The 12,924-nt window shown below is 65.6% G+C and carries 13 protein-coding genes; 12 read left to right on the top strand and 1 reads right to left on the bottom strand.

What is annotated here, in order from left to right; genetic code table 11:
• Positions 1-5: 5 nt before the first annotated feature.
• Positions 6-803 carry a type I methionyl aminopeptidase gene (map, locus tag CCR84_RS15605; RefSeq protein ID WP_201214302.1) on the bottom strand — a complete coding sequence of 266 codons (798 nt, stop codon included), beginning with the start codon at positions 801-803 and terminating at the stop codon, positions 6-8.
• A 336-nt stretch (positions 804-1,139) separates the two neighbouring features.
• Between map and rpsB the strand changes: the two genes are divergently transcribed.
• From rpsB to fabZ, 12 genes are all read left to right on the top strand, one after another.
• Complete coding sequence (gene rpsB, locus CCR84_RS15610) at positions 1,140-1,883, top strand: 30S ribosomal protein S2 (protein ID WP_201214305.1); 744 nt, start codon at positions 1,140-1,142, stop codon at positions 1,881-1,883.
• A gap of 105 nt (positions 1,884-1,988) precedes the next feature.
• Positions 1,989-2,879: a translation elongation factor Ts gene (gene tsf / locus CCR84_RS15615; protein WP_201214308.1), complete on the top strand. Its 891-nt coding sequence runs from the start codon at positions 1,989-1,991 to the stop codon at positions 2,877-2,879.
• Positions 2,880-2,959: 80 nt separating this feature from the next.
• Positions 2,960-3,676, top strand: coding sequence for a UMP kinase (gene pyrH / locus CCR84_RS15620; protein ID WP_201214311.1), 717 nt, complete (start codon positions 2,960-2,962; stop codon positions 3,674-3,676).
• Between the two features lie 10 nt (positions 3,677-3,686).
• A complete protein-coding gene (gene frr, locus CCR84_RS15625) occupies positions 3,687-4,247 on the top strand; it encodes a ribosome recycling factor (protein ID WP_201214314.1) in 561 nt (186 codons plus the stop codon).
• 23 nt (positions 4,248-4,270) lie between these two features.
• A complete protein-coding gene (gene uppS, locus CCR84_RS15630) occupies positions 4,271-5,098 on the top strand; it encodes a polyprenyl diphosphate synthase (protein WP_201214327.1) in 828 nt (275 codons plus the stop codon).
• Positions 5,091-5,930 carry a phosphatidate cytidylyltransferase gene (locus CCR84_RS15635; protein WP_201214329.1) on the top strand — a complete coding sequence of 280 codons (840 nt, stop codon included), beginning with the start codon at positions 5,091-5,093 and terminating at the stop codon, positions 5,928-5,930. Before uppS ends, CCR84_RS15635 begins: the two co-directional genes overlap by 8 nt.
• A gap of 20 nt (positions 5,931-5,950) precedes the next feature.
• A complete protein-coding gene (ispC, locus tag CCR84_RS15640) occupies positions 5,951-7,159 on the top strand; it encodes a 1-deoxy-D-xylulose-5-phosphate reductoisomerase (protein WP_201214331.1) in 1,209 nt (402 codons plus the stop codon).
• Entirely contained in the window at positions 7,156-8,523 is a 1,368-nt protein-coding gene (rseP, locus tag CCR84_RS15645; protein ID WP_201214342.1) for an RIP metalloprotease RseP, read from the top strand. Before ispC ends, rseP begins: the two co-directional genes overlap by 4 nt.
• Before the next feature lie 4 nt (positions 8,524-8,527).
• Positions 8,528-10,816: an outer membrane protein assembly factor BamA gene (gene bamA / locus CCR84_RS15650; protein WP_201214345.1), complete on the top strand. Its 2,289-nt coding sequence runs from the start codon at positions 8,528-8,530 to the stop codon at positions 10,814-10,816.
• Between the two features lie 15 nt (positions 10,817-10,831).
• Complete coding sequence (locus CCR84_RS15655; protein ID WP_201214349.1) at positions 10,832-11,350, top strand: OmpH/Skp family outer membrane protein; 519 nt, start codon at positions 10,832-10,834, stop codon at positions 11,348-11,350.
• Positions 11,351-11,373: 23 nt separating this feature from the next.
• Positions 11,374-12,429, top strand: a complete 1,056-nt coding sequence (gene lpxD, locus CCR84_RS15660; protein WP_201214352.1) for a UDP-3-O-(3-hydroxymyristoyl)glucosamine N-acyltransferase — start codon at positions 11,374-11,376, stop codon at positions 12,427-12,429.
• Between the two features lie 55 nt (positions 12,430-12,484).
• Positions 12,485-12,922 carry a 3-hydroxyacyl-ACP dehydratase FabZ gene (gene fabZ / locus CCR84_RS15665; RefSeq protein ID WP_201214457.1) on the top strand — a complete coding sequence of 146 codons (438 nt, stop codon included), beginning with the start codon at positions 12,485-12,487 and terminating at the stop codon, positions 12,920-12,922.
• The last annotated feature ends 2 nt before the right edge of the window (positions 12,923-12,924 follow it).

Consider the following 12,924-nt stretch of genomic DNA (forward strand, 5'->3'; position numbering starts at 1 on the left):
CCGCCTCAGATCCAGTCGGGCTTGGCGCGGTCGCCGGCGGTCAGCGTCAGCGCCTCGTAACCGGTCTCGGTGACGAGCACCGTATGCTCCCACTGCGCCGACAGGCTGCGGTCCTTGGTGACCACGGTCCAGCCGTCTGCCATCTGGCGGATCGCCGCCTTGCCGGCGTTGATCATCGGCTCGATGGTGAAGATCATCCCGGGTTCCAGCACGGGTCCCGTGCCGGCGCGGCCGAAGTGCATCACCTGCGGGTCCTCGTGGAATTTGGCGCCGATGCCGTGGCCGCAGTACTCGCGCACCACCGAGCAGCCCGACTTCTCGGCGTACTTCTGGATGGCGGCGCCGATGTCGCCGAGGTGCGCACCGGGTCGCACCTGCGCGATGCCGAGCCACATGCAGTCGAAAGCGATGTCGCAGACGCGCTTGGCCATGATCGACGGCTGGCCGACGATGAACATGCGGCTGCTGTCGCCGTGGTAACCGTCCTTGATGATGGTGACGTCGATGTTGACGATGTCGCCGTTCTTCAGCGGCCGGTCGTCGGGAATGCCGTGGCAGACCTGATGGTTGATCGAGGTGCACACCGACTTGGGGTAGGGCGTGTGGCCGTGCGGCGCATAGTTGAGCGGTGCCGGGATGGCACCCTGCACATTGACGATGTAGTCGTGGCAGAGCCGGTCGATCTCGGCGGTGGTGGTTCCCGCGACGACGAAGGGGGTGATGTAGTCGAGGACTTCGCCGTTGAGGCGGCAGGCGACGCGCATCTTCTCGATTTCTTCGGGCGTCTTGATGACAATGCTCATGGTGGTGGCCGGTACAAAACACCCGAGGATAATGGAAGGGGAGGGGCAAGGCAATTTCGGCGACCGACTCCCGTGTCCGCCGGACCGGTCGCAGCGCTTCCTGGCGCAGGCCGCGTTTTGGGTTTGAGTCGGTGCCCCTCGCGGTGGTACAATCGCCGGGTTTTGCTGACACCCCGTCGGCAAGATTCAATGCGCGCCATGTCGGTGCGCGGGCGCCGCGGCCTTCGCCGCAGCGTCTATCTCGCACGCTCGTCTGTTCAAGGGTGTCCGCCGGCCTCGGCGGACTGCAGGTGTACTGGGACGAGCGGCGGTTCAACCCTTATGGAGTTATCGAGTATGTCCACGACCATGCGTCAAATGCTGGAAGCCGGTGTCCACTTCGGTCACCAGACCCGTTTCTGGAATCCGAAGATGGCTCAGTACATCTTCGGCGCGCGCAACAAGATCCACATCGTCAACCTCGAGAAGACGCTCGCCAAGTACGACGAAGCGATGGCCTTCGTGCGCAAGCTGGCGGCCAACAAGGGCACCATCCTGTTCGTCGGCACCAAGCGCCAGGCACGCGAGATCGTCGCCGAAGAAGCGCTGCGCGCCGGTGCCCCCTACGTCGACCAGCGCTGGCTGGGCGGCATGCTGACCAACTTCAAGACGGTCAAGCAGTCGATCAAGCGCGTCAAGGAGATGGAAGCCCAGGTCGAAGACGGCTCGATCGAGCGGCTGGGCAAGAAGGAAGCGCTCGTGCATCAACGCGAACTCGAAAAGCTGCAGAAGTCGATCGGCGGCATCAAGGAAATGAACACGCTGCCTGACGCGCTGTTCGTCATCGACGTCGGCTACCACAAGATCGCCATCACCGAAGCCAAGAAGCTCGGCATCCCGGTGATCGCCGTGGTCGATACCAACCACTCGCCCGAAGGCATCGACTACGTCATTCCGGGTAACGACGACTCCTCGCGCGCCATCCGCCTGTACGCCCGCGGCGTTGCCGACTCGATCCTCGAAGGCCGCAGCCTGGTCCTGCACGAGATCATCGCCGGTGAAGGCGACGAGTTCATCGAAGTCGAAGAAGCGGCCGAGTAAGGACGCATCGTGAGTTCGCGGCCGCTGAGCGCCCCGGGGCGCCCGGCCGCTGTCTGAATCTGGCGCGGCCGGCAATCCCGGCCGCGTTCGCAAGTGGAGAAGAATATGGCGGCAATTACCGCAGGCATGGTCAAGGAACTGCGCGAGAAGACCGACGCGCCGATGATGGAGTGCAAGAAGGCGCTGGCCGAAGCCGACGGCGACATGGCCAAGGCTGAAGAAATCCTGCGCGTCAAGCTCGGTACCAAGGCAAGCAAGGCGGCGAGCCGGGTCACGGCCGAAGGCGTCGTCGCGATCGCGATCGACGGCGGTTGCGGCGCGATCCTCGAAGTCAATTGCGAAACCGACTTCGTCGCCAAGAACGACGACTTCCTGAAGCTGTCCGCCGACTGTGCGGCGCTGGTGATCAGCGCCAACCCGGCCGACGTTGCTGCGCTGTCGGCGCTGCCGCTGGGCGAGGGCACGGTCGAATCGACGCGCTCGGCGCTGGTCGGCAAGATCGGCGAGAACATGTCCCTGCGCCGCTTCGTCCGCGTCGAAGCCAAGGGCCAGCTCTACTCGTACATCCACGGCGGGGCCAAGATCGGCGTCCTCGTCGACCTCGTCGGTGGTGACGAGCAGCTCGGTAAGGATCTGGCGATGCACATCGCCGCCGGCAAGCCGAAGGCGCTCGACGCGTCGGGCGTGGATGCCGAGCTGATCGAAGCCGAGCGTCGCGTCGCGATCGAGAAGGCACGCGAAGCCGGCAAGCCGGAAGCGATGATCGAGAAGATCGCCGAAGGTTCGGTGCAGAAGTTCCTGAAGGAAGTGACCCTGCTCGGCCAGGTCTTCGTCAAGGCCGAAGACGGCAAGCAGACGATCGAGCAACTCCTGAAGGCGAAGAAGGCGTCGGTTGCCGGCTTCACGCTGTTCATCGTCGGCGAAGGCATCGAGAAGAAGGTCACCGACTTCGCTGCCGAAGTCGCCGCGCAGGCCGCTGCTGCCGCGCAGAAGTAAGGTCGTTCCGGCCGGTCCCGGCAGTTGCTGCCGGACCGGCCGAGCAGTTTTCACGCCACATGACGATAACCGGAGCCAGCATGGCCGAGCCAAAGTACAAGCGAATCCTGCTCAAACTGTCGGGTGAGGCCCTGATGGGTCACGACGCCTACGGAATCAACCGGCAGACGATCTCGGAGATCGTTGCCGAGATCAAGGCGGTGGTCGATCTCGGGGTGCAGGTCGGCGTCGTCATCGGTGGTGGCAACATCTTTCGCGGTCTCGCGCACGCGTCGACCGGAATGGATCGTGCCCAGGCCGATTACATGGGCATGCTGGCGACCGTGATGAACGGCCTGGCCTTGCAGGACGCCATGCGCGCCGCGGGCATCGCCTCGCGCGTGCAGTCCGCGCTCAACATCGAGCAGGTGGTCGAGCCGTACATCCGCGGCAAGGCGATCCGCTACCTCGAACAGGGGCGCACGGTGATCTTCGCCGCGGGCACCGGCAACCCGTTCTTCACCACCGATACCGCCGCAGCCCTGCGCGGGGCAGAGATCGGGGCCGAGATCGTGCTCAAGGCGACCAAGGTCGATGGCATCTACTCGGCCGACCCGAACAAGTTTGCCGACGCGGTACGTTACGAACAGATCAGTTTCGACGAGGCGATCGCGCAGAACCTGGGCGTGATGGACGCCACCGCCTTTGCGCTCTGCCGCGACCAGCGCCTGCCGATCAACGTGTTTTCGATCTACAAGCCGGGCGCGCTGCTGCGCGTCGTCATGGGTGAGAACGAAGGTACGCTGGTCGTTTGCTGAGGGAAGAAAAATGTCTATTGCCGAATTGAAGAAAAGCATCGAGCACAAGATGGGGCGCACGCTCGAAGCCCTGAAGACCGACCTGGCCAAGGTGCGGACGGGGCGCGCGCATGTCGGCCTGCTCGACCACGTGCAGGTGGAATACTACGGTTCGCCGGTGCCGGTCAATCAGGTCGCCAACATCACGCTGATCGACGCGCGCACGCTCGGCGTCCAGGTCTGGGAAAAGGCGATGGCCGGCAAGGTCGAGCGCGCCATTCGTGATTCCGACCTCGGTCTCAACCCGTCGTCGATGGGCGAGCTGATCCGCGTGCCGATGCCGGCGCTGACCGAAGAGCGCCGCCGCGACCTGACCAAGGTGGTCAAGGGCGAAGGCGAGGGCGCCAAGGTTGCGTTGCGCAACCTGCGCCGCGACGCGCTCGCGCAGCTGAAGGAGATGGTCAAGGCCAAGGAGATCTCCGAGGACGACGAGCGCCGCGCGCACGACGAGATGCAGAAACTGACCGATCGTTTCGTTGCCGAAGTCGACAAGCAACTGACGCAGAAAGAAGCCGAGCTGATGGCGATTTAGCCCGGTCCCACCGGAGCACCACGATGGCGAAATTCACGAGTTCGACGCAGGCCATTCCCGAGGCTGGCGTGGTGCCGCAGCATGTGGCGATCATCATGGACGGCAACGGGCGCTGGGCGCGGCGGCGCTTCCTGCCGCGCGTCGCCGGCCACCACCGCGGTGTCGAGGCGGTGCGCGAGTCGGTGCGCACCTGCCTCGACCGTGGCATCCGCTACCTTACGCTGTTTGCTTTCAGTTCCGAGAACTGGCGGCGTCCGGAAGAGGAAGTGACGCTGCTGATGCAGCTCTTCGTCCGCTCGCTGCGCAACGAGGTCGCGCGCATGCACGAGAACGGCGTGCGGCTGAAGATCGTCGGCGACCTCTCGCGCTTCGACGACTCGCTGCGCGCGATGATCGCCAGCGCCGAGGAGCGCACCGCCGGCAACGATCGGCTGACGCTGACCATCGCTGCCAACTACGGTGGTCGCTGGGACATCCTGCAGGCTGCCAACCGCCTCGCCGAGGCGCATCCGGAGCGGCTCGGCAAGTGGCAGGAAGACGACCTCGCGCCCTACCTGTCGATGGCCTACGCGCCCGAGCCCGACCTCTTCATCCGCACCGGCGGCGAGGAGCGGATCAGCAACTTCCTGCTCTGGCAACTCGCCTACACGGAGTTCTACTTCATCGACACGGTCTGGCCGGACTTCGGCGTGGCGGCCTTCGACGCGGCGATCGCCTCCTACCGCAAGCGCGAACGGCGCTTCGGCAGGACCAGCGAGCAACTCGCGGCGACCCAGCCCGCGGCTGACGCAGCGCCGGCGGCGCCCGGCGCTGCAGACGAACCGCCCAAGGAAAACCGTATTCATGCTTAAGACGCGGGTCATCACCGCGGTCTTCCTCCTCGCCGCTTTCCTGTCCGCGCTGTTCGCGCTGCCGCCTTTCGGCTGGGCGGCGGTGGCGGCCTTGGTCGCCGCGCTCGCCGCCTGGGAGTGGGGCGCGCTGCTGCGCTGGTCGGCGCCGGCGCGGATCGGTTTCGGCGTCGCCACCCTGGTGCTGTGCGACGCCCTGGCCTTCGTCTTTCCCGAGGCGCTCGGTCTCGGCGACTTCTTCCCGCTCGCCAGCGCCTGGGAGTTCGCGCGCTGGTTCTACCTGCCGGCAGTCGCTTTCTGGCTCCTGCTGGTGCCGGCATGGATGGCGAAGCGCTGGCCGCTGCCGGGCGGCATCGGCGGCGTCGCCGTCGGCGCCGTCGTCATCCTGCCCACCTGGCTCGCCCTGCTGCACCTGCACGCCGGTGGTGGCTTCTTCCTCCTGGGGATCATGGCCATCGTCTGGATCGCCGACATCGCCGCCTACTTCAGCGGACGTGCCTTCGGCAGGCACAAGCTGGCGCCTTCGATCAGCCCCGGCAAGACCTGGGAAGGCGCTGCCGGCGCCGCCATCGCGGTCCTCGCCTACGGTTTCCTGCTCGCCGACCACCTGCCGCCGGCGCTGCGCGATTCGCCCGCGCGCCTCGTGCTCGTTATGCTCGCGCTGACCGTGGTCAGCGTCGTCGGCGACCTGTTCGAGTCGCTCCTGAAGCGCCAGGCCGGGCTGAAGGACAGCAGCAACGTGCTGCCCGGCCACGGCGGCGTGCTCGACCGGATCGACAGCCTGACCTCAACCCTGCCGCTGGTCGCGTTGGTGTGGCTGGCGGCACAGCTCTGAATCCTCCCTGCGAGAAGCCCATGCAGAAGCTCACCATTCTCGGCTCCACCGGTTCGATCGGCGTCAGCACGCTCGACGTCGTCCGTCGTCATCCCGAACGCTACCGCGTGCTCGCGCTGTGCGCGCACCGGCAGGTCGACAAGCTGTTCGAACAGTGCATCGAGTTCCAGCCGCGCTTCGCGGTCGTCGGCGACGCAGAACTGGCCACGCGTCTGCGCACGAGGCTCGCCGCTGCCGGCTGCACGACCGCAGTCGAGCATGGTCCGGAAGCGCTCTGCCGGCTGGCCAGCCTGCCCGAGGTCGACGCGGTGATGGCGGCGATCGTCGGCGCCGCCGGTCTCGAGCCGACGCTGGCGGCGGTGCGTGCCGGCAAGAAGGTTCTGCTCGCGAACAAGGAAGCGCTGGTGATGGCTGGCGCGGTGTTCATCCGCGCCGTCGCCGAAAGCGGCGCGACGCTCTTGCCGATCGATTCCGAGCACAACGCGATCTTCCAGTCGCTGCCGGCCGATTACCGTGGCGACATGGCGGTGAGCGGCGTTTCCGGCCTGCTCTTGACCGCGTCGGGCGGACCGTTCCGCAAGACGCCGGTCGCCGACCTCGTCGCGGTGACGCCGGACCAAGCCTGCGCGCACCCGAAGTGGTCGATGGGGCGCAAGATCTCGGTCGATTCGGCGACGATGATGAACAAGGGCCTGGAGATGATCGAGGCGCGCTGGCTGTTCAACGTCCCTGCCGAGAACATCCAGGTGGTGATCCACCCGCAGAGCGTGGTGCATTCGCTGGTGCAGTACGTCGATGGCTCGGTACTCGCCGAACTCGGCAATCCCGACATGCGCACGCCGATCGCGCACGCGCTCGCCTATCCCGAGCGGATCGCTTCCGGGGTGGCGCCGCTCGACCTCTTCGCCGTCGCCCAACTCGAATTCGAACGCCCCGACTTCGCGCGTTTCCCCTGCCTGGCGCTCGCCTATCGTGCGCTGAAGGCCGGGGGCAGCGCGCCGGCGACGCTCAACGCAGCCAACGAGGTCGCGGTGGAAGCCTTCCTCGACGGCCGCATCGGCTTCACCGAAATCGCGCCGCTGATCGCCACCGTGCTCGACGCGCTGCCGGCGGGCGAGGTGACGACGCTGGCCGAGGTGCTCGCGGCTGACCGCGCTGCCCGTGAACTGGCCGGCCAGATCGTGGCCGAGAGGGCGTCGGCAGGCGCCGCGGTGATCGGGGTGGCGTGAGCCAGCTGCCGCACACGCTCGCCGCCTTTGCGCTGGCGCTCGGCCTGCTCGTCTTCGTCCACGAGTTCGGTCACTACTGGGTGGCACGTCGTCTCGGCGTCAAGGTACTGAGCTTCTCGATCGGCTTCGGCAAGCCGCTGTGGTCGCGCCGCTTCGGCGCCGACGGCACCGAATGGATGATTTCGGCCATCCCGCTCGGTGGCTTCGTGCGCATGCTCGACGAGCGCGAGGGCGAGGTGGCGCCGGCCGAGTTGCATCGTGCCTACAACCGGCAGCCACCGCTGCGGCGGATGGCGATCGCGGCGGCCGGGCCGGCCGCCAATTTCCTGCTCGCGATCGTGCTCTACTGGGCGCTCTTCTGGCACGGCGTCGAGGAGCCACGTCCCTTCCTGGGCGAGCCGCCGGCCGCGAGTGCCGCTGCGGCAGCCGGCGTCGTCCGCGGCGAGCGCGTGCTGAAGGTCGGTGGCGTCGCCGTCGACACCTGGCAGGACCTGCGCTGGGCGCTGCTGCGCGAGTCGCTCGACCGCGATGCGATCGAACTCGAAGTGATCGACGAGCAGTCGAACGTCGCCGTTCGCCGGGTCGATCTTGCCGCTGTCCGCGAGTCGGCTTGGGAGGGTGACGCGCTCGAACGCATCGGACTCGTTCCCGGGCGGCCACGGCAGGCCCCAGTCATCGGCGAGGTGCAGGCCGACGGTGGCGCGGCCTCGGCAGGCCTGCGCGTCGGTGACCGCATCGTCGCCATCGACGGGCGGACCATCGACGACTGGGCCGAGGTGGTCGGCACGATCCGCGTTTCCCCCGGAAAGTCCCTGCGCATCACGTTCCTGCGTGGCGACGGCGAGTTCTCGACGCGCGCGGCAGTCGGCAGTGAAATGCGCAGGGGCAGGGAAGTCGGCCGCATCGGCATCGGCGTTCTGGCCGACGAGGCGACGCGTGCGGCCTGGCTCGTCACCGTGCGTCATCCACCGCTCGTCGCCTTCGGCAAGGCCGTCGCCGAGACCTGGGACAAGAGCGCACTCAGTCTCGTGATGATGGGGCGGATGCTCACCGGCGACGTTTCCTGGCGCAATCTCAGCGGTCCGGTGACGATCGCCAACTATGCCGGGCAGTCGGCGCAACTGGGCGTCGATTATTACCTGCGCTTTCTCGCGCTGATCAGCCTCAGTCTCGGCGTGCTCAACCTGCTGCCCATCCCGATATTGGACGGCGGGCATTTGTTGTATTATCTGGCCGAAATTATCAAGGGTACGCCGCTCTCCGAACGCACCATGGAAATCGGGCAGCGCATCGGCATCGCGCTGATTGCGCTCCTGATGGTGTTCGCCTTCTACAACGATTTGTCTCGATTGCTTTCCGGCTAATCTTATGAACAAAAAAATGGTCGCAGGCTTGATTGCTGCGCTCTCCGCGTCCGGTACCTTCGCTTTCGAGGCCTTCACCGTCAAGGACATTCGCGTCGAGGGCATCCAGCGCACCGAGGCGGGCACCGTCTTCAGCTATCTGCCGGTCAAGGTCGGCGAGACGATGAGCGACGAGAAGGCCGCGCAGTCGATCAAGGCGCTTTTTGCGACCGGTTTCTTCAAGGACGTGCGCATCGAGGTCGAGGGTGACGTGCTCATCGTCGTCGTCGAGGAGCGTCCGGCGATCGCGCAGATCGACTTCGTCGGCCTGAAGGAATTCGACAAGGACCAGCTGAAGAAGGGCCTGAAGGAGATCGGCATCGCCGAGTCGCGCGTTTTCGACCGCGCGACGCTGGACAAGGCCGAGCAGGAACTGAAGCGGCAATACCTGTCGCGTGGCAAGTACAGCGTCGCGATCACGACCACGGTGACGCCGCTCGAGCGTAACCGGGTGGCGATCAACTTCAGCATCAGCGAGGGCGAGGCGGCCAAGATCAAGCAGATCAACCTGGTCGGCGCCAAGGCCTTTGCGGAGAAGGAACTGCTCGACGTCTTCCAGCTGCAGACGCCGAACTGGATCAGCTGGTACACCAAGAACGACCAGTACTCGAAGCAGAAGCTGTCGGCCGACCTCGAGTCGCTGCGCTCCTTCTACCTCAATCGCGGCTACCTCGAATTCAACGTCGAGTCCACGCAGGTGTCGATCAGTCCGGACAAGAAGGACATCTACATCACGGTCAGCGTGAACGAGGGCGAGCGCTACATGGTCTCGTCGGTGAAGCTCGCCGGCGACCTGCTGCTGTCTGAAGAGGAATTCCGCAAGGCCGTGCAGATCAAGCCGGGTGACGTGTTCTCGCGCGAGAAACTGAACGAGAGCAGCAAGGCCATCTCAGACCGCCTCGGTGCGCTCGGCTATGCCTTCGCCAACGTCAATGCGGCGCCCGACGTGGACAAGGAAAAACGCCAGGTCGCCTTCACCATCTTCGTCGATCCGGGCAAGCGCGCCTACGTCCGTCGCATCAACGTGGTCGGCAACACCAAGACCGCCGACCAGGTCATCCGCCGCGAGATGCGGCAGATGGAGGGCGGCTGGTACGACGCCGACCGCGTCCAGCTGTCGCGTCAGCGCGTGGACAAGACCAACTACTTCAGTGAGGTCAGCGTCGAGACGCCGCCGGTTCCGGGAACCAACGACCAGGTCGACGTGAACCTCAAGGTCGTCGAGAAGTCGACCGGCACCATCTCGCTCGGCGCCGGTTTCTCCAGCGCCGAGAAGGTGATCCTGTCGGGCGGCATCTCGCAGGCCAACCTGTTCGGTTCGGGCAAGTTCGCTTCCCTCCAGCTCAACACCGGCAAGCTCAACCGCAACATCAGCCTGTCCTACACCGACCCGTATTTCACCGTCGACGGCATCAGCCAGGGTTTCGACCTCTATCAGCGCAACCTCAACCCCCTGTCGCTCTCGTATCGCTACAAGACGAGTTCGATGGGCGGCGGCATCCGCTTCGGTTTCCCGATCGCCGAGAAGGAGTCGATCTCGGTCGGCTTCGGCATCGACAACACGAAGGTGACCACCTACGAAGACAGCCCGCAGCGCTACCTCGACTTCGTCAAGGAGTTCGGCGAGAGCAACATCAGCCTGCCGGCTACGGTCGGCTGGACCTCCGACACCAAGGACAGCGTGATCTACCCGACCCGCGGCGGCATCCAGCGCGCGGGGCTCGAAGTCGCGGTACCGGGCGGCTCGCTGCACTACTATCGCGCCACCTACCAGCATCAGCGCTATTTCCCGCTGAGCAAGACCTTCACGCTGATGCTGAACGGCGAAGCGGGTTACGCCGACGGCTACGGCGGCCAGAGCGTTCCCTTCTACAAGCGCTTCTACGCAGGCGGCGTCACTTCGGTGCGCGGCTATGACACGGCGAGCCTCGGCCCGCGCGATACTGTGAATGGCGTGGTCTCCGATCAGCGTACAGGCGGCAACAAGCGCCTGGTCTTCAATTCTGAACTGCTGTTCCCGCTGCCCGGCCTCGGTGTCGACAAGTCCTTCCGCCTCGGCGCGTTCTTCGACGCCGGCTGGGTCTGGGACAAGGAGGACAAGATGGCGGTCGGCGACCTGCGCACCTCCACCGGTATCTCTGCGGTATGGACCTCGCCGCTCGGCCCGCTCAAATTCAGCATCGCCCAGCCGCTCAACAGCAAGGACGGTGATAGACTGCAACGTTTTCAGTTCCAGATGGGAACGACCTTTTAATCGGGGAGAAACAGCTTGAACAAGAAAATTTCCACGTTGTTGCTGGCGCTGGCCGTGTCGCTGCCCGCTTCCTACTCGTTCGCCTCGGACCAGTTGAAGATCGGCTACGTCAATACCCAGCGCATCTTCCGCGATGCCCCGGCGGCGCAGAAGGCAGGAAAGAAGATCGAGCAGGAGTTCTCCAGGCGTGACCAGGAGTTGCAGCGCGTCGCCAAGCAACTGCAGTCGATGCAGGAAAACCTCGAGAAGAACGCGGTGACGATGGCCGATTCGGAACGGCGCGCCAAGGAAAAGGAACTCAACGAACTGTCGCGCGAATTCCAGCGCAAGCAGCGTGAGTTCCGCGAGGACCTCAACCTGCGCCAGAACGAGGAAAACGCCGCCATCATCGAGAAGGCGAACAAGGCGATCAAGCAGATCGCCGAGAGCGAGAAATACGATCTGATCCTGCAGGACGTGGTCTGGGTCAGCCCGCGTCTCGACGTCACCGACAAGGTGATCAAGGCGCTGTCGGAAGGCAGGGACGCCAAGTAAGCGGAGTGCAAGTGCAAGGAGGAATGCGTCTCGACGCGCTCGCCGAGCGGCTGGGCGCACAACTCGCCGGCGATGGCTCGGTGCTGGTCCATCAGGTGGCCGCCCTGGCCTCGGCCGAGCCCGGGCAGATCGCCTTTCTCGTCGGTGCCAAGTACCGCCAGCAGTTGCGGACGACACGCGCGACGGCGGTGATCGTGCCGCCGCAGTTTGCCGACGACACGACGCTGCCGCGGCTGATCCACGCGAACCCCTACGTCTGTTACGCGCGCGTGGTCGCGCTGCTCAATCCGCCGCCGCAGCGTGCGCGCGGTGTGCATCCGTCGGCGGTCGTGCATTCGGAACTGCCGGCCTCGGCCAGCGTCGGCGAGAACGCGGTGGTCGGCCGTGACGTCGTCATCGGTGAGAACGTGGTCATCCATCCGGGCTGCGTCGTCGGCGACGGCGTCGCCATCGGTGACGATTCGCAGCTCTACCCGAACGTGGTCGTCTATCGCGACTGCCGCATCGGCCGGCGCGCGGTGATCCAGGCCGGTGCCGTCATCGGCAGCGACGGCTTCGGCTTCGCCAGGGACGGCGAGCGCTGGATCAAGATCCCGCAGATCGGCCGCGTGATCATCGGCGACGACGTCGAGGTCGGCGCCAACACCTCGATCGACCGCGGCGCGCTCGACGACACCGTGATCGGCGACGGGGTCAAGCTGGACAACCAGATCCAGGTCGCGCACAACGTGGTGATCGGCGAGCATTCGGCGATGGCCGGCTGCGTCGGCATCGCCGGCAGTGCGAAGATCGGCAAGCGCTGTACGGTCGGCGGCGCCGGCATGATCCTCGGCCACCTCGAACTCGCCGACGACACGCACGTCTCGGCCGGGTCGATGGTGAGCAAGAGCCTGAAGAAGCCCGGGCAATACACCGCGATCTATCCGCTGGAGCCGCACGCCGACTGGCTGCACAACGCGGCGCAGATCCGCCGCCTGGCGACGCTTGCCGATCGCGTCGCCGAACTCGAAAAGAACCTCGCCCGCCTGATCGCAGCCGCTCCCCGCAGCGCCGCTCCCGGGACCGACACCACTGAATGAAGACTGCGGACGATCGCCTCGATCCCGCGCTGACGGAGCAACCAGCTTGAACTCAATGGAAATCAAGGAAATCCTCGAACACCTGCCGCACCGCTATCCCTTCCTGCTGGTCGATCGTGTGGTCGACTTCACGCCGGGCGAGAAGATCCATGCCTACAAGAACGTGACCATCAACGAGCCGTTCTTCGTCGGTCACTTCCCGCATCACCCGGTGATGCCGGGCGTGCTGATCATGGAAGCGCTGGCGCAGGCGGCCGGGATCCTCTCGTTCAAGACGATGGGGGCCAAGCCCGACAACGATTCGGTGTTCTACTTCGTCGGCATCGACGGTGCCCGTTTCAAGCGTCCGGTCTCCGCGGGTGACCGCCTCGACCTGCACGTCGAGATCGTGCGCAACATGCGCGGCATCTGGAAGTATCGTGCCGTCGCGCGCGTGGACGGCCAGGTCGCCGCCGAGGCCGAACTGATGTGCGCGCAGCGCGCCGTCGCCTGAGC

The sequence above is a fragment of the Rhodocyclus purpureus genome, from assembly GCF_016653115.1.
In the GTDB taxonomy this organism is placed as follows: Bacteria; Pseudomonadota; Gammaproteobacteria; order Burkholderiales; family Rhodocyclaceae; genus Rhodocyclus; species Rhodocyclus purpureus.